At 56.8% G+C, this 16,348-nt stretch carries 20 protein-coding genes; 9 read left to right on the forward strand and 11 right to left on the reverse strand.

Annotated features, from left to right (window positions below; all coding sequences use genetic code 11):
• Positions 1–56: 56 nt before the first annotated feature.
• The 3 genes from LRR79_RS04020 to LRR79_RS04030 form a co-directional block, all read right to left on the reverse strand.
• Positions 57–437: an RNA-binding S4 domain-containing protein gene (locus tag LRR79_RS04020; RefSeq protein ID WP_231759125.1), complete on the reverse strand. Its 381-nt coding sequence runs from the start codon at positions 435–437 to the stop codon at positions 57–59.
• A gap of 190 nt (positions 438–627) precedes the next feature.
• A complete protein-coding gene (yrfG, locus tag LRR79_RS04025; RefSeq protein WP_231759126.1) occupies positions 628–1,284 on the reverse strand; it encodes a GMP/IMP nucleotidase in 657 nt (218 codons plus the stop codon).
• Positions 1,285–1,346: 62 nt separating this feature from the next.
• Entirely contained in the window at positions 1,347–2,030 is a 684-nt protein-coding gene (locus LRR79_RS04030) for a lysoplasmalogenase (protein ID WP_231759127.1), read from the reverse strand.
• 174 nt (positions 2,031–2,204) lie between these two features.
• On the opposite strand from LRR79_RS04030, the gene cysK reads away from it, so the two are divergent.
• The 5 genes from cysK to LRR79_RS04055 all read left to right on the forward strand — a co-directional run bounded on the left by cysK (position 2,205) and on the right by LRR79_RS04055 (position 5,754).
• The gene (cysK, locus tag LRR79_RS04035; RefSeq protein ID WP_231759128.1) at positions 2,205–3,122 is read left to right on the forward strand and encodes a cysteine synthase A; all 918 of its coding nucleotides are present in this window, start codon (positions 2,205–2,207) and stop codon (positions 3,120–3,122) included.
• 274 nt (positions 3,123–3,396) lie between these two features.
• Positions 3,397–4,233, forward strand: a complete 837-nt coding sequence (cysQ, locus tag LRR79_RS04040) for a 3'(2'),5'-bisphosphate nucleotidase CysQ (protein WP_231759129.1) — start codon at positions 3,397–3,399, stop codon at positions 4,231–4,233.
• A gap of 118 nt (positions 4,234–4,351) precedes the next feature.
• Positions 4,352–4,633 (forward strand): hypothetical protein, encoded by a 282-nt coding sequence (locus LRR79_RS04045; RefSeq protein ID WP_231759130.1) that lies wholly within the window; start codon positions 4,352–4,354, stop codon positions 4,631–4,633.
• 159 nt (positions 4,634–4,792) lie between these two features.
• Positions 4,793–5,068 carry a type II toxin-antitoxin system HicB family antitoxin gene (locus tag LRR79_RS04050; RefSeq protein WP_231759131.1) on the forward strand — a complete coding sequence of 92 codons (276 nt, stop codon included), beginning with the start codon at positions 4,793–4,795 and terminating at the stop codon, positions 5,066–5,068.
• 89 nt (positions 5,069–5,157) lie between these two features.
• Positions 5,158–5,754, forward strand: a complete 597-nt coding sequence (locus LRR79_RS04055) for an outer membrane protein (protein WP_231759132.1) — start codon at positions 5,158–5,160, stop codon at positions 5,752–5,754.
• A 71-nt stretch (positions 5,755–5,825) separates the two neighbouring features.
• On the opposite strand, the gene LRR79_RS04060 is transcribed toward LRR79_RS04055, so the two are convergent.
• On the reverse strand, positions 5,826–6,923 hold the full coding sequence (locus LRR79_RS04060) for a hypothetical protein (protein WP_231759133.1): 1,098 nt from the start codon (positions 6,921–6,923) through the stop codon (positions 5,826–5,828).
• Between the two features lie 236 nt (positions 6,924–7,159).
• On the opposite strand from LRR79_RS04060, the gene LRR79_RS04065 reads away from it, so the two are divergent.
• Genes LRR79_RS04065 through LRR79_RS04080 form a run of 4 tightly spaced genes read left to right on the forward strand, consistent with a single transcriptional unit; the run spans position 7,160 to position 10,683 of the window.
• Positions 7,160–8,560 (forward strand): YjgN family protein, encoded by a 1,401-nt coding sequence (locus tag LRR79_RS04065; RefSeq protein WP_231759134.1) that lies wholly within the window; start codon positions 7,160–7,162, stop codon positions 8,558–8,560.
• 14 nt (positions 8,561–8,574) lie between these two features.
• Positions 8,575–9,648, forward strand: coding sequence for a M48 family metallopeptidase (locus LRR79_RS04070; protein WP_231759135.1), 1,074 nt, complete (start codon positions 8,575–8,577; stop codon positions 9,646–9,648).
• A gap of 22 nt (positions 9,649–9,670) precedes the next feature.
• Positions 9,671–10,291 carry a DUF2939 domain-containing protein gene (locus tag LRR79_RS04075; RefSeq protein WP_231759136.1) on the forward strand — a complete coding sequence of 207 codons (621 nt, stop codon included), beginning with the start codon at positions 9,671–9,673 and terminating at the stop codon, positions 10,289–10,291.
• 2 nt (positions 10,292–10,293) lie between these two features.
• A complete protein-coding gene (locus LRR79_RS04080) occupies positions 10,294–10,683 on the forward strand; it encodes a DUF2237 family protein (protein ID WP_231759137.1) in 390 nt (129 codons plus the stop codon).
• Between the two features lie 292 nt (positions 10,684–10,975).
• On the opposite strand, the gene LRR79_RS04085 is transcribed toward LRR79_RS04080, so the two are convergent.
• From LRR79_RS04085 to LRR79_RS04115, 7 genes are all read right to left on the reverse strand, one after another.
• Positions 10,976–11,770 carry a LuxR C-terminal-related transcriptional regulator gene (locus LRR79_RS04085; RefSeq protein WP_231759138.1) on the reverse strand — a complete coding sequence of 265 codons (795 nt, stop codon included), beginning with the start codon at positions 11,768–11,770 and terminating at the stop codon, positions 10,976–10,978.
• A 214-nt stretch (positions 11,771–11,984) separates the two neighbouring features.
• Positions 11,985–12,785 (reverse strand): LuxR C-terminal-related transcriptional regulator, encoded by an 801-nt coding sequence (locus LRR79_RS04090; RefSeq protein WP_231759139.1) that lies wholly within the window; start codon positions 12,783–12,785, stop codon positions 11,985–11,987.
• Positions 12,786–13,082: 297 nt separating this feature from the next.
• Positions 13,083–14,120 (reverse strand): AgmX/PglI C-terminal domain-containing protein, encoded by a 1,038-nt coding sequence (locus LRR79_RS04095; protein WP_231759140.1) that lies wholly within the window; start codon positions 14,118–14,120, stop codon positions 13,083–13,085.
• A 12-nt stretch (positions 14,121–14,132) separates the two neighbouring features.
• Complete coding sequence (locus LRR79_RS04100) at positions 14,133–14,654, reverse strand: ExbD/TolR family protein (RefSeq protein WP_231759141.1); 522 nt, start codon at positions 14,652–14,654, stop codon at positions 14,133–14,135.
• Positions 14,651–15,205 carry an ExbD/TolR family protein gene (locus LRR79_RS04105; protein WP_231759142.1) on the reverse strand — a complete coding sequence of 185 codons (555 nt, stop codon included), beginning with the start codon at positions 15,203–15,205 and terminating at the stop codon, positions 14,651–14,653. The genes LRR79_RS04100 and LRR79_RS04105 overlap by 4 nt, the downstream gene beginning before the upstream one ends.
• 52 nt (positions 15,206–15,257) lie before the next feature.
• On the reverse strand, positions 15,258–15,947 hold the full coding sequence (locus LRR79_RS04110; protein WP_231759143.1) for a MotA/TolQ/ExbB proton channel family protein: 690 nt from the start codon (positions 15,945–15,947) through the stop codon (positions 15,258–15,260).
• Positions 15,948–16,064: 117 nt separating this feature from the next.
• On the reverse strand, positions 16,065–16,346 hold the full coding sequence (locus tag LRR79_RS04115; protein ID WP_231759144.1) for a hypothetical protein: 282 nt from the start codon (positions 16,344–16,346) through the stop codon (positions 16,065–16,067).
• Between the last annotated feature and the right edge of the window lie 2 nt (positions 16,347–16,348).

Genomic DNA, 16,348 nt, shown 5'->3' on the forward strand with positions numbered 1-16,348 from the left:
GTGGAATCGTCATGCCGGGCTTGATCCGGCATCCAGTGGGCGTGGCAGGGAATGCGTTAGTCTTGCGACTCTCGCAGGAACCGGTGAATCTGCCGACGCTGTTTCTTGTTCGGGCGTTCGTGGGAAATATTTGCGTTGCTCGCCTTGCGATCCGCAGCAAACTGCTCGCGCTTGGCAATACTGTCTTCGGTTTCCCGATACAAAGTCTGTGCGATATCCGCACCACGGCGCTGGTCGGAAAGTACAAGTACCTCTACCACTTTTTCGTCCCAACCTTGGCGAATGGTGAGCAATGTACCGGTAGTTATTTCCTTACTGGCTTTCACCCGCTGCCCTTCCGCATGCACCTTGCCACCCTCAATGGCCTGTTTGGCAATGCTGCGGGTCTTAAAAAATCGCGCGGCCCAAAGCCACTTATCAATACGTACTTTTTCCATCAGAAATAAATTCAAAAATTACTACGAAGCAAGAATGTCGAATGCGAAGGACGGGTGCTGGGTGGCGCTTTCTAGGAGCGTCGCAAACAGGATGTTTGCGCCGCAGCGCCCAGGGATGGGTTCACAGCGGTCCTGGAAAGCGCCACCCAGTGCCCGGTCGCCACCTGGGGTAATAAAAGACTGAAAAGAACTACGGAGCCCGAAGAATCTCATCAAAATCATGAATCGCCGGAAACTCGGTAATTTCCCGAACCGGGCTTTTACTATCGGGCTGGCGGATGCAAAGCAGGTGTTCGATACCGTACTCCTGCGCCGCACCCAGCACATGCAGATTGTCATCCACAAACAGCGTGCGCGCCGGATCAAATGGCTGGCGCTCCTGCAGCGAGTGCCAGAACAGCGTGCTTTCTTTCGCGTGACCCAGATCGTGGGACGAGACAATCTCATCCAGCCACTGATCAATACCGGTAATTTCCAGCTTGTGACTCAGGCCATCCGGATGCGCATTGGTCACCAGCAGTGCACGCTTGTTCATCGTGCGCAGACTGCGCAAAAAATTGTCCGTATGCGGCCGCAGTGCAATGCGATCCTCGATCTCCCGATAGATCGCCGGCACATCCAGCTTCAACACATCCGACCAGTAGTGCAGACAATACCAGTCCAGGGTGCCGCGCAACTCATCGGTCATACGGATCACCAGCTGCTGCGCCTCCGCCACCGGAATACCGTTCGCCTCCGCATAGCGCAGGGGCAAATGCTCCATCCAGAAGTGATTGTCGTAATGCAGATCCAGCAGCGTGCCGTCCATATCCAACAGCACCGTATCGATCCGACTCCAGTCCAGCATATCCAACCTACTCCGTGAACCAGGATCCACGGTTGCACAAAAAATGGTCGACTATTATGCCCTCAAGCCCGCCGAGGCGCCAACTCCCCACGAATCAGGCCGATGATCAGCAGCGCCTGGGCCGCATAGTAGGTCAGCATGATCCAGGTGCCTGACAGCGGCACCGGATACAAAAAGCGGTTGATCGCAATCAGCGCATCCGATGCCATGAAGGCCAGGGCACCGGCAAACAGCAGAGAGGAGCGGTCCCGGTGGGCGGCTGCGGACAGTGCCATGGCGGAGATCGCCGCGATATACAGAGTGACCGGCAGAGCCAGAGGGCCCGCAGCGGGAAGAATCTGCACCGCCAGCATCGCCGCTGCTACCAGAATGGCAAAGGCACGCCCCGCCAGACACAGACTGAGCCGCGCATGGCGGGCGAAGGTTACCGTGTAGGTGAGTTGCGCCAGTAAAAACGCATCCAGGCCGAAGACGAAGTGGCTGTTGAACGGGATCGCCAGCAGCACGTCACCGGTTGCCGAAAACACCAGTGCAACAATGGCTAGCAGGCGGGTTGAGCCGGCGAGAGCGGTTGCCGCGAGCCACAGGAGTACGGCGATGGGCACAATCTTCATGGCGGCCATCCATACCGCGCTGATGCCCGCACCATCCAGAGTCATATATGCGAGTGCGCTGGCGCCAAACAGTACCATCGGAGCTGGCTGCAATCCGCCAGGTGGTTGGGTTTCCATCGCGATCGTCGACATAGGCTTCTCCGTTATTTTTCGTTTTGTTGCTATGGGGAGTATTCTTGCCCGAGTATTCGCGAATCTGCCGCGCCGTACAATCCGCTGCGGCGTGACATTTTCGACCACAGATTCCGTTTTCTGATTTCTGGTATTAACTAAGCCACCCCCTTTTGTCCATTCAAGGAGTGACAGATGAAGGTCAACAATATTCTCGAAACCATCGGCAACACGCCCCACGTACGTATCAATCACCTGTTTCGCGACGACATCGAGGTGTGGATGAAGGTGGAGCGCTTCAATCCCGGTAGCAGCATCAAAGATCGTATCGCCCTGGGGATGATCGAGGATGCGGAGAAGTCCGGCGCACTGAAACCGGGGGGTGTCATCGTGGAGCCCACCTCGGGCAATACCGGTATCGGACTGGCGATGGTGGCGGCGGTGAAGGGTTACCCGCTGATTCTGACCATGCCGGAGTCCATGTCGGTGGAGCGCCGCAAGATCATGAAAGCACTGGGGGCGGAGTTGGTGCTCACTCCCAAGGAAAATGGTATGCCCGGGGCCATCGCTATGGCGGAGGAGATTCTGGCGAAGCATGAGAACAGCTGGATGCCCCAGCAGTTCAAGAACCCGGCGAATGTGACGGCACATCGGGACACCACGGCCCGGGAAATTCTGGCGGACTTTCCGGAGGGCTTGGATTTTCTGATTACCGGTGTGGGTACCGGTGGCCACATTACCGGGTGTGCGCAGGTGTTGAAGGCGTCGATGGCGAACCTGCAGGTGCTGGCGGTGGAGCCGGAGAAGTCGCAGGTGATTGCCGGTGGTGAGAAGGGTATGCACCGTTTGCAAGGTATTGGTGCGGGTTTTGTGCCGGAGGTGCTGGATAAGGAGGCGCTGGACGGCACCATCGGGGTGAGCGAGGAGGATAGCTTTGAGATGGCGCGGCAGTGTGCGTTGAAGGAGGGGATCTTTATCGGCATTTCATCCGGGGCGTCGCTGGCGGCGTTGAAGAAGCGGGAGAAGGATCTGGATGCCGGTAGTCGGGTGCTGGTGTTCAGCTACGACACCGGTGAGCGCTACCTGTCTATCGACGACCTCTTTTCCGCGTAATCGCCCTTCTCTCTATTCCAGGTCAGGCGGGATCTATCCACAAAACCCGTCTTGGCCTGCGTATAATCCCTTTTTTCTTTTGAGTTCGGTGGCGGCGGCGCTACCGGGTGTCCCCTTGTGAGACACGACCTAGGCGGCCCCCCGTGAATCCATCCATGGGGGCTCTGCAAAAACATCCTGTTTTTGAAGGTCTCACAAGGGGACACCCGGTATCGCCGCCTTCGCATCGGGCTACAGTCGCACATATAGCATTAGATAGTTACCCGGGGGAATCATGGAAAACGTAGTAAGCAGGGAGCTGCTGGATCAGGTCATCGCCATTTCAGTGGAAGCGGGTGAGGCGATTTTAGAGGTGTACAACGCCAGTGGTGAGCTGGAGGTGGATACCAAGTCCGATGATTCTCCGGTGACCGCTGCGGACCTGGCGGCGCACAAGATTCTGGCGCCGGCGCTGGCGAAGCTGCTAGATGGGGTGCCGGTGTTGTCGGAAGAAGGTGAGATGCCTTCTTACGATGTGCGCAGTCAGTGGGACCGCTACTGGATCATTGATCCGCTGGATGGCACCAAGGAGTTTATCCGCCGCAACGGTGAGTTCACGGTGAATGTGGCGCTGATTGAGAAGGGCGAGCCGGTGCTGGGGGTGGTGCACGTGCCGGTGTTGGATATTACCTATGCGGGCGCCAAGTCCCTGGGGGCGATGAAGCGGGATGCGTCTGGTGAGACGGCAATTTCTGTGCGGGCGATGCAGCCGCGGCTGGAGGCGAAGCTGCCGATTGAGGTGGTGGCGAGCCGCAGTCATGGGGCCGGTGCGGTGGATGCGCTACTGGAGCGTATCGAGGGGGCGCTGGGTGAGACCGGGCTGAAGAATATGGGCAGCTCGCTGAAGTTGTGTCTGGTGGCCGAGGGTGCGGCGGATCTGTATCCGCGTCTGGCGCTGACCTGCGAATGGGATACGGCGGCGGCACAGGCGGTGGTGGAAGCGGCCGGTGGTATGGTGGTGGACGATAAGTTCGACCTGCTGCGCTACAACCAGAAGGACGAGCTGCTGAATCCGTTCTTCTATGTAATCGGTGATTCGTCGTTTGACTGGAAAACGCTGCTTCTGGGCTAAGGCCCGGTAGCCCCACGGATCCCGTGGCCGGGTCACGGGCCCGGTAAAGTGTCCATTTCTGGTCTAGGCTTTACGGTATTACCCGTCTGCCGCCGTAGCTTTCGACGACAGTTTTTCGTTGAAATATGTGCAAGCGGCGGTAGTCGGTTCCATCCACCTGCTCTATCCGATACCGGGATTGGGAGGTAATGCCATGGCTTGTGCCCGTGCTGCTCACGTGAATGTGAGCGAGACCGAAACCCGCCATCTGCGCCAGCGCCTGCAGGTGGAGATTACCTGGCTGTCTCGCCAGCTGCAGGATCTTCAGACGGCAGACCAGCTTCCCGACCACTCTCTGCAACAGACCTACAGGGAAATGATTTTTTCCCGTCGCGCTCTGCTTGGACGTATTCCCCGCTGAGCAGCGCCTTTTGCAGAAAACTTTTCCTGCCGGCTTGCGATTTCCGCAATTTTTACCGCGCGCGTCGCGCATTTAATTTCTTTGCTGAGAATTTTGTTCAAGTTTGAACAATTGGGTCTACGCTTGGTGGGATAAAAGTTAACTTAAAAGAGAAAGCCCATGCGTTATCCGGTTGTGGTCCACAATATTGAATTCGCCGGTTACGGTGCCATCGCGCCGGACCTGCCACACTGCCACTGCCACGGAGAAACGCTGGAAGCTGCTTTGCAGAAGATGGCGGAAACCATCGCCGGTCGGCTCGACGAAATTCAGGATGCGGGCAATACGCCGCCGGAACCTGGTGACCTGGAGATACTGCGGAAAAACCCGGCGTTCGCCGGCGGTGTCTGGGCAATTATCGATATTGAACAGAACGCCTTCAGCCCCCGTTCCTGAAACACACTCTCACACAACGGATTCTAGTAAGTATGCGCTGATGCCGCCGGCAAGTCGGTTTCGGTGCGGTTAAACAGGGAAGTCAAATAATGAAAGCATTGGTATTTCTTCTCACATTGTTCGCCTCGGCTCTGGCCTCCAACAGCGCGCTGGCACAGTGGAACAACCCGATTGATGGATACTGCAACGGTGAGTACCACATTGTGGGCACGGTTGGCCTCGGTGTGGGTGAGTTGCAGATCAACGATGAACAGGATTTCGCCGGGTATGCCAGTATCGGTGTCACGCCGGACGCGGGTGTCTGGCAGGTGGAACTGCGCTATACCGGCTTTGACGATGGCAGTGTGTCGGTGGATCAGTGGGGGATCGGTGCCAAGGTGGATTTCACCATGAGCTGCGACGTCCAGTGTCTCTACTGGATGGTGGGTTGGAACTATGGTGAGTTCGATGTGGATACCATCGAGCGCCGCGGACTGATCTATGACCTGAACGACAATGCCGACGACAATTACTGGAATGCCGGTGTCGGCTACCGCTACAACTGGACCAAAGATTTCAATACGTCCATCGAGTACAACTACAACGATGTGGATACCAAATTCTATTACTACGATGGTGTTGACGATGTGCGCTTCGACCTCGGCCATCTGCGCACACTGACCGTGAACTTCAGCTATCGCTTCTGAGCGGATTCCTCGGGGAGTGGGCCCGGTGCGGAAAAAGCCGTGCCCACTCTTTGATTTCCGGTAAGGATAGATTAGTCAAATGCGTATGACAGGCTCATATTGAGGCCGTCATCCCGACCCAGCTGATACCCGTTGTAGTGCGCGGAAACGCTGTTGGTCCACTCCAGTCCCAGTCGCACTCCCGCGAGTGGCCCCGCCTGAGCTACCAGATTGACCCCCAGAGCAGCATCTACAAATTCGCCACCGTAATTGCCCTGCAGGTCCGATGGGCTCGCGTGGTTGTGGGGTCCGTTGTAGTGGCCGTTGATGTCGTGCTGTTTGGTGTAGCCCAGACGTGTGGAAACACTCATCCAGTCTGCCACACGGTAGGCGCCCCAGGCGGTGGCACCGTAGCGTTCACCAAAGCTGAAACCGGAATCATTTTCTTCCTGCATCGGCAACCGGGCATTGGCCTGTGCTCCCCAGCTCAGTCGATTGTGGCCACTGGTATAGGTGAGCGAGGGCATCAGGTCCCAGGTGCCGGTGCCCAGCTGCATGCCGTAGTGAACAAAGGTGCCATCCGCATTTTTCAGGTCCACGTCACCGGTGGGCGCGCTGATCCCCAGCGTACCGTGAAGCTTGTAGCCGCGGTTATCCGCAATACGGAACAGACCCGCGACCACCGTGTCTCCGGTACCACTGGTTCCGTGGCTATGACTGCCGTGCATGTCCATGTCGTGGCCCATGCCATCTCCATCCATCCCGCTCATTTCACCCATGCCGCCCATATGGTGGTCGTGGCTGACACCGGTCATCGCCATCCCCATATCCATGGACATGGTCTGAGGCATGAACATCAGGGTCAGACTGTCGCTGACCGCGTACATGATGTCGAGCATGTGCATTTCCATGGTCATGGTGGTGGGGACCATAGAGTAGCCCGCATGCCCCGCCGCGGCCGCGGTGGTCTTGTGCGAACCGGAATACAACCCGGAGAAGGTCTCGCGCAGGTAGCGGTATCCGAGCATCCATTCCCCCTGCTGATGCAGATGATCCGCCATGACCCCTGCAGGTGCATGACTTTCCGGCAGGTACGCCGGTAGTGCGCTGTCATGGCTCAGTGCCGGCGTGCTGCTGATGGCAAGCGCGAGGGGCGTCAAACAGGTGAAATGTGTCCCGAAGCGATTCATTGATGATTCCTTGTCATTGAGGGAGTCAGTGTGGATCTGCCTCCCGGGGTATCCGCGATTCGTGTAAATGGTCCTTGGGGCGCTAGAGGCTACCAGCGGCATTGCCAGACGGAAGCGACTGCGACGAAATGCCCCACCTTGGCCACATCGTTGGCAGCGCGTAGGTGACCACCGTCACTTGTGGCATCATGGCTGTGCGAATGCAAAAAACAAAAGAATCGAACAAGGATTGATCAGTGAACGATAAATACGATATTGAAATTACCGGTGAAGCGGTTGGGGGGAAAAGCCAGCAGGAAGCCATTGCGGCGCTGGCCCGCTATGCCGGAATCAGCGAAGAGCGCGCCCAGCAGATGTTCGCCAGTGCGCCAACTGTGGTAAAGCGCGATATTCCTGAAGACCTTGCCGAGCGTTATGAGCGCAAGCTGGCCGATCTTGGCATCGGCGCGCGCCGCGCCGTCGCCAATGTGCACGAAGAGGCGCTGGCGCTGGAACCGGTGGAAGCTGGAGCAGACACGCCCGACGCCGCTGCCGCCGAAGTGCACTCCTCCGCCTCAGGGAGCCCCGCGGCGGACACGCCGGCAGCGCAGGCCGGTCAGGTGCCGCCTACCGGTGGCAGCAGCGGCGGTGAAACCGAAGGAAAGCGCCATATCGGTTTTGTGTTTTCCGGAAATGGTTACGAGTACTTCAAGATCTGGATTGTGAATATCCTGCTGACCATCGTCACACTGGGTCTCTACGCGCCCTGGGCGAAGGTGCGCAACGCCCAGTACTTTTACGGCAATACCAGCCTGGATAATGCCAGCTTTGCCTTTACCGCCGACCCCAAAAAAATGCTCATCGGCCGCCTGATCGCCCTTGGTTTACTGGTCGCGTTTATGGCGATCTATAACGTATCACCGGTGGCGGGCTTGTTTCTCAGCCTTGGGCTGATTTTTGTCTTCCCGTGGGTGCTGAACCGGACCTTTGCGTTCTACGCACGTAACAGTACCTACCGCAATATCCGCTTCCGGTTCGTGGGCCGCTACACCGATGCGCTGGTGAATTTTCTCGGTTGGCCAATCCTGGCTACGCTGAGCTTTGGTCTGCTGTCACCGTTTATGCTCTTCAAGCAGAAGCAGTACGTGATTGATAATCACCGCTACGGCAACAAGAGCTTTGCATTCCGTGCCAAGGTCGGAGATTTTTACGGACTGGTATTTATCGCCATCGGTATTGGTCTCGCAGGGTTGATTGCGGGATCCCTGGTGGGGGTGGTGCTGGCTCTGATCTATGCGCCGCTGGGTATTCTTTCCGGTGTTGCCGCCCTGGCTGGTTACGCGGTGGGTATCCTGTACTTCGTGACCAATATGCAGAACCTTATTTTTAACAACACCAGCCTGGCCGACAACGATTTCAAGGCGCGTTATCAGATGAAATCCTACGGTCTGCTGATGGTCACCAACTTCCTGATGACCATCGTCACTCTCGGACTTTTCATCCCCTGGGCCAAGGTGCGTGTTGCACACTACGCGGCCGAACACACTGCGCTGAATGTTACCCAGGATCTGGATAAATTCGCGGCCATCAGCCAGCCGGATGAATCCGCCTTTGGTGAAGAGTTTGGCGATGTATTTGATATGGAAGTGGGTATTTAATAGCACCAGTTACCATGCAATACATCATTCAGGGAAAATGGCAGGACGGCGCAACCAGCGCCGTGTCGCCTGCCGAGCTGCGGTGCCTCGATGGTCGGGTCTACCTGTCTGTCGCCGGCCGTGAGTTCCTGCGCGCACCGCATAGCCAGTTAACCCTCTCGCCGAAGCTCGGGCGTACACCGCGTTACCTGCATTTTGCCGAGCAGCCCGGCCAGTTTGAGAGCGATGACCACGAGCAACTGGATCGCCTGAGCCGCGACCTGGGTGGTGGTGGGTACGCGTTCATTCATCGGCTGGAAAACCACCTCGGCATGGTGGTACTCGCTACTGTGGTGGTGGCGGCACTGATCTGGGGTTACTTCACCTGGGGTGTGCCGGTGGGGAGCAAGGTGCTGGCAGAGCGGCTGCCGGCAGACCTGTTGGACAGATCCGCGCAGGAAACGCTGACGTTCCTTGAGGAGTTCCAGTTTGAGGAAACGGCACTGAGTGCCGAGCGTCAGCAGGAAATCCGGGATAGCTTCCACGACTTTGCTCCGCAATATCCGATCGAGAAACTGCGCTTTTACGGCGGGGGCAGTCAGGGTGCGAACGCCTTTGCCCTGCCCGACGGCACGATCATATTTACCGACGAGATCATCGCGTTGGCGGATACCGACGAAGAGTTACTGGCGGTCTTCGGGCATGAGCTCGGACACGTCGCACACCGGCATTCGTTGCGCCACGTGATTCAGGGGTCGGCAATTTCTCTGACCCTGGCCCTGATCACCGGGGAAGTTTCCGCGCTTGGGGACTTGCTGCTGACCGCGCCCGTGGTGTTTACCCAGTTATCCTATTCCCGGCAGTTTGAATTGGAGTCCGATGATTACGCGGTTCAGATGTTGCGTGACCGCGGGCATTCACCTCAGGCCCTGGCCGATATGCTGACCAAGTTGTATCAGAGTAAACGCTGCGAAGCGGTCAATGGCTGCGATACCGATGACGAGTCGGCCGCAGATGTTGAAAGTGCCGGTGATGGAGAGTGGCTGCACTATCTGAGTACCCATCCCCATCTCGAAGAGCGTATCTCGCTGACCCGAGACCGCGAATAACCCGCCTGTCAGAGACGTGTAAATGAACGGGAAATGGTTGCTGCGAATTGGCCTGGTTTCGCTTCTCCTGATCATGGTGTATGCCGCCCTGCCCTGGTATTCCGCTCGCCAGCTGATCGAGGCGGCACAGCACAATGATGTGGCCAAACTGGAACGCTATGTGGACTTCCCCCAGTTGCGCGGTAATATTCGCCGGCGTTTGCAGGAAGAGGTACACCGTTCCCTCGCGGGTGATCTGCCGCCAGAGCTCGGCGAATTGTTCAGTGCCGGTGCCGACCTGTTTCTCGAGCCGCTGCTGAAGCGCCTGATCAGTCCCGAGGGGATCACCCAGCTGATACAGGGGCAGCGTGACTGGCGGGAGTTCGAGCGGGAGCTAAACAGTCTCGGTACCGGTAAGCATGACCGACCGCACGCGGACAATTCCGCAGCCTCAGCAAACGCCGGTTCAGACAGTGCCAACGGCGACGACCACGGACACCACTGGCATATGGAGCACTGGTATTTCAGTGGACACAGCACCGTAGAGGTGGTATGCGGCAACCGTGAAGATGATCAGTTGGTGCAGCTGCAATTGCAGCGCAGGGGCTTGCGTTGGCTGCTGGTCGATATTCGGAAAATTGATGACCTTACCGGGGAGGACTGACTATGGCTGTTACTCTGCAGATGCACGAATCGCTGAACGTATTTGGCGACCCTCTTATCCCCTGCAGTACCGACCCGCTTACGGGATTCTTTCGCGATGGCTGTTGTAATACCAACGATCAGGACCTGGGTTCGCACACGGTGTGTGTGGAGGTAACCCGTGACTTTCTGAAATTTTCTGCACAGCGCGGTAATGATCTCAGTACACCGATTGAAGAGTTTGGCTTTCCCGGCTTGAACCCCGGAGATCGGTGGTGTCTGTGTGCCGCGCGTTGGCTGGAGGCGCAGAAGGCAGAGATGGCGCCGCGGGTCTATCTGCAGCGTACGCATAAGCGCGCGCTGGAAATCGTACCGCTGGAAGTGTTGCGGCAGTACGCGGCGGATCTGAACTGATCGGTGCCGCTGTTCTGCTCGAGCCGCGTTGGGGACGGCCCTTGCGGGCGTGGTATTCAAAGTGCCCTGCGGTAAGCCGTCCCGGCTTACCCAGAGCCGACCTCGCGGTCGCGACCAGCTCACAGGATGAAAATTTGTTGGTGAGCACGAAATCCCTGTCTCGCCGGTAACCTCGGGTGCCCGGTCTGCTCACTACCGAGAATGCGCCTCGCGGGGTTAGTGGGCAATAGCCCCTAGGGGCCTAATTCGTGGGGCTCGCGGTGCTGTCTGCTGCGACTTTTTCTCTTCGCCGTCAAATCAAACCTTCGCTGATACATCTGGACACCAGTTGACCGGTCGTCTTGCAGTCGGACTTTTTCAGAATATTTTTCCGGTGGTTTTTGACGGTGTGGGGGGATATGTTCAGTAACCGCGCCACATCCGCACTGGTTTTCCCATCGGCCAGCAGTCGCACAATTTCCATTTCCCGCTGGGTAAACAGCGATGGTGTGCCAATGCACTGCTGGGGATTATTGAATACATCGATATTGCTATAGCTCTCCCCCCCAAACAGATTCAGCAGGGACAGTTTGTAGTTACTGGCGCTGACCAGGTGCGTAATATCGGTATGAATGCCGAGGGTGCGTGCCACACCATAATGCTCATCAGTGTCGAGAATGATGGCCTGGTGATTGAACAGGCGATAACTGCCATCGGCCACTCGCATACGGCCGCTATAGGAAATCTTATAGTTCTTGGCCTGATCCATACCGATATGGTTTTTCAGGATGAAGAAGGCCGTTTCTTCTGCTTTTGCGGCAAAGGGAACATCTTCCGGGTGTCCCCGTTCGATCAGCGATTGCACGGTCGCGGCCTGCGGGTCGACCCCCAGGATGTCCTGAATCGACGGGCTGACCATCATGGGCTTGTCGAGATTCAGGAAATCGAGCACGTAGTAGTAACAGGGGCCGCTACTGAAAGTATTGGCAATAAACTGGTCCAGTTCATAGCGTTGCTGCGCAACACCCTTGCGCGCAAAAAAACCCGGAATATTATGCCAGGCCCGATAGATCGGGTTGCTGTTCGCCGCTAGCCTCTCAAGATCCATGGAAATTCCCTGTTTATTATCGTGCTGGACCATCGCCGATGGATTTTTGATCGGTATCCCGGGTGATTGTTGTTTATAGCAAATACGCGCGGGCTGGCACAGATTTCGTTGGGCGGTTGTAGAGGGAATTTGTGTCTGTAAATTCAGTTCGGTTTTTTTGGGGGAAGGTTAGACAGGTAATGCGTTAATGCATGGTTGCACGGCGGGGCTGGGGTCAAATTGACCCTTCGATGGCACAGCTTGCCAGTAGCTGGCTCATATTCTGGCAGCCCGCTTTTTTCAGAATGCGCTTGCGGTGGTTTTTTATGGTGTATTCAGAGAGAGACAGCACTTCACCGATCTGAGCGCTGGTCAAACCTTTGGAGACGAGCTGAATCACCGAGATTTCCCGCTCGGTGAAGAGTGGTTTGGTGGGATCGGGTTTCGGTGGATGGTTGTCCACTTCGATATTGAGGTAGGAGGGTTCCCCATTCATACCGATCAGTGACAGCCGGTAGTTATTCTGTGTGGTGAGGTGGGAAATATCCGTGTGTACGTTCAGTGCTTTTCCGATTCCCCCACTTTCATCGGTATCGAGCACAATGGACTGGTGGTTGAACAGGCGATATTCACCAGTTTTCACTCGGAAGCGGAAGCAATAGGAAAATTTGTAGCGGGTGATTTTATCCATGCCGATACGCTGCTGCATAACGCGGATAGCGGTTGCCTCCGCATTGGCGACAAATGTGCGATCGTCCGGGTGGATCAGCGCCAGTACATCCTGAAACGTCATGGTGGCGATGTTCAGGTCGTGAATCTGCTCGATCTGGGGGCTGACGTAGAGGAGCTCCAGGTCGAAGAGGTCGAAGATGTAGTGGTAATGGGGGCCGTTGCTGAACACCCGGCTCACCATTTCATCCACTTTCAGGTTGGTCAGCTCGGTTTTGTTTTGCGCAAAAAGTTCGTTGCGCTGGTTCCACACGCTGATCAGCATGTCGTCACTGTTCAACTTTTGTTCTTTTGATTCACTGGCCAACAGGGCGCTTCCTTTGTGATGGGTGTCACATTATTTGTGAGACTTTTGTACCAGACAAGTGGCGCTTGGCGCAAATGTATTTATCCGCGATCCGCGAAATGGCGCCCGTAGCGTCGCGGTCAGACAAAGTGACCGCTCAGTAAAGGTCTAGCGCCGGCTATCGGTGGCGTTATACGGGATCGGCTGATGTGGCCGGGGTGAGGCTGAGGGCGTACCGCAAAGGGGCCGCTGGGAGTGGAAGCCGGTCCGCTGCAGCCGCCGGCAGGACACGGCGGCGGACTGCAGCAGGTACTCTGCTCAGGAAGGCAGGAAGTCGATAGAGTAGTTTAGGGTGGATTTTTCCACATTCGCCGTACCGAAATTGATCAATCGAATTCGCGCCAGCAGCTTGCGCTCCAGATCTTCATCACCCAGCTCGCTGCTTACCAGGCTGACCGCGGAGATCACCCCATTGGGCTCAATGACCAGCTTGACGGTGACCTTGCCGGCCAGAGTCGGATCCCGACGCAGCGCGCGGTTGTAGATGGCGAAGATGGCGCCCTTGTTGGCTTCCATGACCTGGCGGATGGATTCTTCACCGCGTGTTCCGCGCTCGCGACGAGCTTCCTTACTGCTGGACTTGGCGGCCACCTGCGCTTCAGCCACTTCCACCTGAGTGGTTTCGCGACCGGACAGAGCGGAGCCTCCGGTGTTGCGGCTCAGTTGCCCGGTATTGATGCCGCCACTGGCCGCTTTGGACTTGTCGGTAATCAGCGAGCGGTCAATCTTTTGCGCATTGGCCGCGCCGCTGGCCAGGGAATTGGCATTGGCTACCTGAGACACGTCGAGGCTGTCACGCATATCCATCAGGTCGTCCTGTAGCTGCATCAGGCCACTGTTGGCTGCCTTTTCCCGCGCCTTGGCTACCTCTTGCGCGGGTGCCTTTTCCGTCAGTGGTTTGGGTTTGACGGTTTTGATGGGCTCGGGTTTGGGTTTGGGCTTCTCAACCGGCTTGGGCTTTTCTTTCTTCACCTCTTTGGGCTTTTCGATTTTTTTCTCAACCGGTTTGGGCTTGGGCTTTTCTACCGGCTTGGGTAATTCCTTTTTCTCGAGAATGACCCGTGCCAGCTGCGGCGGCAGCTGCTCTTTCTGCTCGCGGGTCAGTTCCGGCGCCGGAATGAAGGTGAATAGTGCACCGAGCACCACAAATGCGGCAAAGCCCGATTTGAGGAACTTGATAAAGCGCTGGTCTTCCTCTTCCGTGGACGCCCAGGGCAAGGTGGAGTTGTAGTAGTGCCACGGCATCAGTGCCGGGCGATGCGTCGTCTGTGTGCTACTGAGAGAGGCGCTGGTCATGGGTACCTCCCTTTATTGACCGGCGGCCGGAGCGGCCGGGTCTTGTGGTGCGGTCTGGGTTACCGCAAGATCGATATCCCGGTAGTCCGCCGCTGCGCAGGTGTTCATGATCTGCTTGAGCAGCGCGTAGGGCACCTCTTCATCGCCGAGAATGGTCACCGGGCGACCTACCGCGGCCTTCTCTTCCGGCAGGGGTTCCGCGCGGCTGGCGAGGTATTTCAGCTCATTCAGTAGTGGCTCGATCTGATCCTCATTCGTGGGAATGTCCGCTACTTTTGCGATCATGCGGTTGCCCACAATCAACTGCTCGCCGTTTACCCGCACCACCGTGGTGGTCTCCGGTTTCTGCGTGGACGTGGATTCCGGCAGAGTGATGGTTTTGTCTGCCTGCAGTACTTCCACATCGGAGGAGTTCACCAGCAGGAAAAATACCAGAATGGTGAAAATATCCATCAGCGAAACCAGATTCAGTTTGGTTTCTTTATGCCGGCGCGTCTTGCGCGCTTTCAGCTTGCCGCCGATCGTCGCTTTCATAGTCCGTTGCCTGCCAGCTGTTCATTTTGCCGCTGGCCACTCTGGGCCAGATCGTCCCCTTGTGGTGCGTCTCCCAGTGAAATCTGCGGGAACAGTTCCGCGTCCACCACCGATGCTGCCACCACCGCGCGGAAAGAGCGCGCGGTGTCCATCGCGCTCACCAGCGTACGGTAAGGGGTGCCGGGTTCCGAGAGAATGACCAGGTCTTTCTTGTCGATATCCTTGTCCCGCAGGGCGCGTTTGATCTCCTGCAGTACATCCGACACCAGCTTCAAGTCCGGCTTCCCGTCCCGGTTGGGAATGCGTTTTACACGAATTCCCGCCGGATAGTTGATGTCGATGTACTCGGCGCGCAGCACCATTTCCAATTGCCGGTTTTCTTTCTGCTCTTCCACACTGGCATCGCTCAAGCCCGGCAGGTTGAGGTTCAGTACGGATATATGGGAAAACACCATATTCAGAAGCAATACCGGGACCAGAACGGTCATCAGGCTCATAAATGAGGTGATGTCCAGATCCGGATCGGTTTCCAGCCTGCGTCGGATAGCCATGGCTCTCTCTTGTTCTCGTTCTTAACGTTTACGGTTTTTGCGTGATGGACGCTCAGGCGGTTGCGCCGGCCTTGGCGGCGGGACGCGCGCCAGCGGCTTCCGCTTTCTGACCGCGGGTCAGGGTAATCAGGTTAAGAAACTTCACGCCGGCCATTTCCAGGCTGTCGATAATCTCGTTGGTCTTGTTCTGCAGCATGGAATAGGCCAGCAGTAGAGGAATGGCGGAGATCAGACCGAAGGCGGTGGTGTTCATGGCCACGGAAATACTGGAAGACAGCATGCTGGCTTTTTCCGATGGGTCCGCATTGGCAACCGCGGTAAACGCCGCAATCAGACCGATAATGGTCCCCAGCAGCCCCAGCAGAGTGGCGATGTTGGCCAGTGTCGCCAGATAGTTGGTGCGCTTCTCCAGGCGCGGCACGGCTTCGAGGATACTCTCCTCGATGGCCATGGCAATATTCTCGTCTTTGCGCGCGTGCTGAGCGGTACTGATGCCAGCGGCAACAATCTGGCCCATGGGGGCCGGTTCGTTCTGAGCAAACTTGAGCGCTGCGGCAAAATTACGCTGCTGCATCATAGGCAGAATCTGCCCATAGGCGCGGCGATTGGCGAGCTTGGCGCGGGACAGGAATACCCAGCGCTCGATCACCAGTACCACACCGATCACCAGTACCAGCGCGATGGGATACATGAAAGTGCCGCCGTTCTGAAAGAAGCGCAGCAGTGTATTGAAAAACTCCATGGTCAAATCTCCGGGACGTAAAGATTTTTGTTGTGATTAAACGTTGTTGTGATGAAAAAATCGGTCTGCGGCACAGCGGAAAACTGGCGGCCGGCACGGTACAAACGGGTTGATGGGCTACTCTTCGGTATCTTCCGTTTTGAGCAGTTTTATTTCCCGATGCAGCTCCGAGTACTCCTGATGCTGAAAACTGTGGCTGATTGCGTTGGGCAAGGTGCTTTCAATCTTTTCCAGACTGGCAGCCTGTTTCCACGGAATGATGTACAGCACCCGGGGCTGTTCCTGGCTGCCCACAATGGTGGATTCCAGAGTGATTACGTCGCCGCTCTGTTCCTGCCCGCAGGCAATGCTACTGAACAGAAGTGACAGTAGTAACGCAGAAAATACTGGCAGTCGCATGG

The organism is Microbulbifer elongatus (assembly GCF_021165935.1).
Classification (GTDB): Bacteria; Pseudomonadota; Gammaproteobacteria; order Pseudomonadales; family Cellvibrionaceae; genus Microbulbifer; species Microbulbifer elongatus.

Excerpts from the sequence above, each read along its gene's own strand:
- LRR79_RS04020 (WP_231759125.1), bottom strand. The coding sequence starts at position 437 with ATGGAAAAAGTACGTATTGATAAGTGGCTTTGGGCCGCGCGATTTTTT.
- yrfG (WP_231759126.1), bottom strand. The coding sequence starts at position 1,284 with ATGCTGGACTGGAGTCGGATCGATACGGTGCTGTTGGATATGGACGGC.
- LRR79_RS04030 (WP_231759127.1), bottom strand. The coding sequence starts at position 2,030 with ATGTCGACGATCGCGATGGAAACCCAACCACCTGGCGGATTGCAGCCA.
- cysK (WP_231759128.1), top strand. The coding sequence starts at position 2,205 with ATGAAGGTCAACAATATTCTCGAAACCATCGGCAACACGCCCCACGTA.
- cysQ (WP_231759129.1), top strand. The coding sequence starts at position 3,397 with ATGGAAAACGTAGTAAGCAGGGAGCTGCTGGATCAGGTCATCGCCATT.
- LRR79_RS04050 (WP_231759131.1), top strand. The coding sequence starts at position 4,793 with ATGCGTTATCCGGTTGTGGTCCACAATATTGAATTCGCCGGTTACGGT.
- LRR79_RS04055 (WP_231759132.1), top strand. The coding sequence starts at position 5,158 with ATGAAAGCATTGGTATTTCTTCTCACATTGTTCGCCTCGGCTCTGGCC.
- LRR79_RS04060 (WP_231759133.1), bottom strand. The coding sequence starts at position 6,923 with ATGAATCGCTTCGGGACACATTTCACCTGTTTGACGCCCCTCGCGCTT.
- LRR79_RS04070 (WP_231759135.1), top strand. The coding sequence starts at position 8,575 with ATGCAATACATCATTCAGGGAAAATGGCAGGACGGCGCAACCAGCGCC.
- LRR79_RS04075 (WP_231759136.1), top strand. The coding sequence starts at position 9,671 with ATGAACGGGAAATGGTTGCTGCGAATTGGCCTGGTTTCGCTTCTCCTG.
- LRR79_RS04080 (WP_231759137.1), top strand. The coding sequence starts at position 10,294 with ATGGCTGTTACTCTGCAGATGCACGAATCGCTGAACGTATTTGGCGAC.
- LRR79_RS04085 (WP_231759138.1), bottom strand. The coding sequence starts at position 11,770 with ATGGATCTTGAGAGGCTAGCGGCGAACAGCAACCCGATCTATCGGGCC.
- LRR79_RS04095 (WP_231759140.1), bottom strand. The coding sequence starts at position 14,120 with ATGACCAGCGCCTCTCTCAGTAGCACACAGACGACGCATCGCCCGGCA.
- LRR79_RS04100 (WP_231759141.1), bottom strand. The coding sequence starts at position 14,654 with ATGAAAGCGACGATCGGCGGCAAGCTGAAAGCGCGCAAGACGCGCCGG.
- LRR79_RS04105 (WP_231759142.1), bottom strand. The coding sequence starts at position 15,205 with ATGGCTATCCGACGCAGGCTGGAAACCGATCCGGATCTGGACATCACC.
- LRR79_RS04110 (WP_231759143.1), bottom strand. The coding sequence starts at position 15,947 with ATGGAGTTTTTCAATACACTGCTGCGCTTCTTTCAGAACGGCGGCACT.
- LRR79_RS04115 (WP_231759144.1), bottom strand. The coding sequence starts at position 16,346 with ATGCGACTGCCAGTATTTTCTGCGTTACTACTGTCACTTCTGTTCAGT.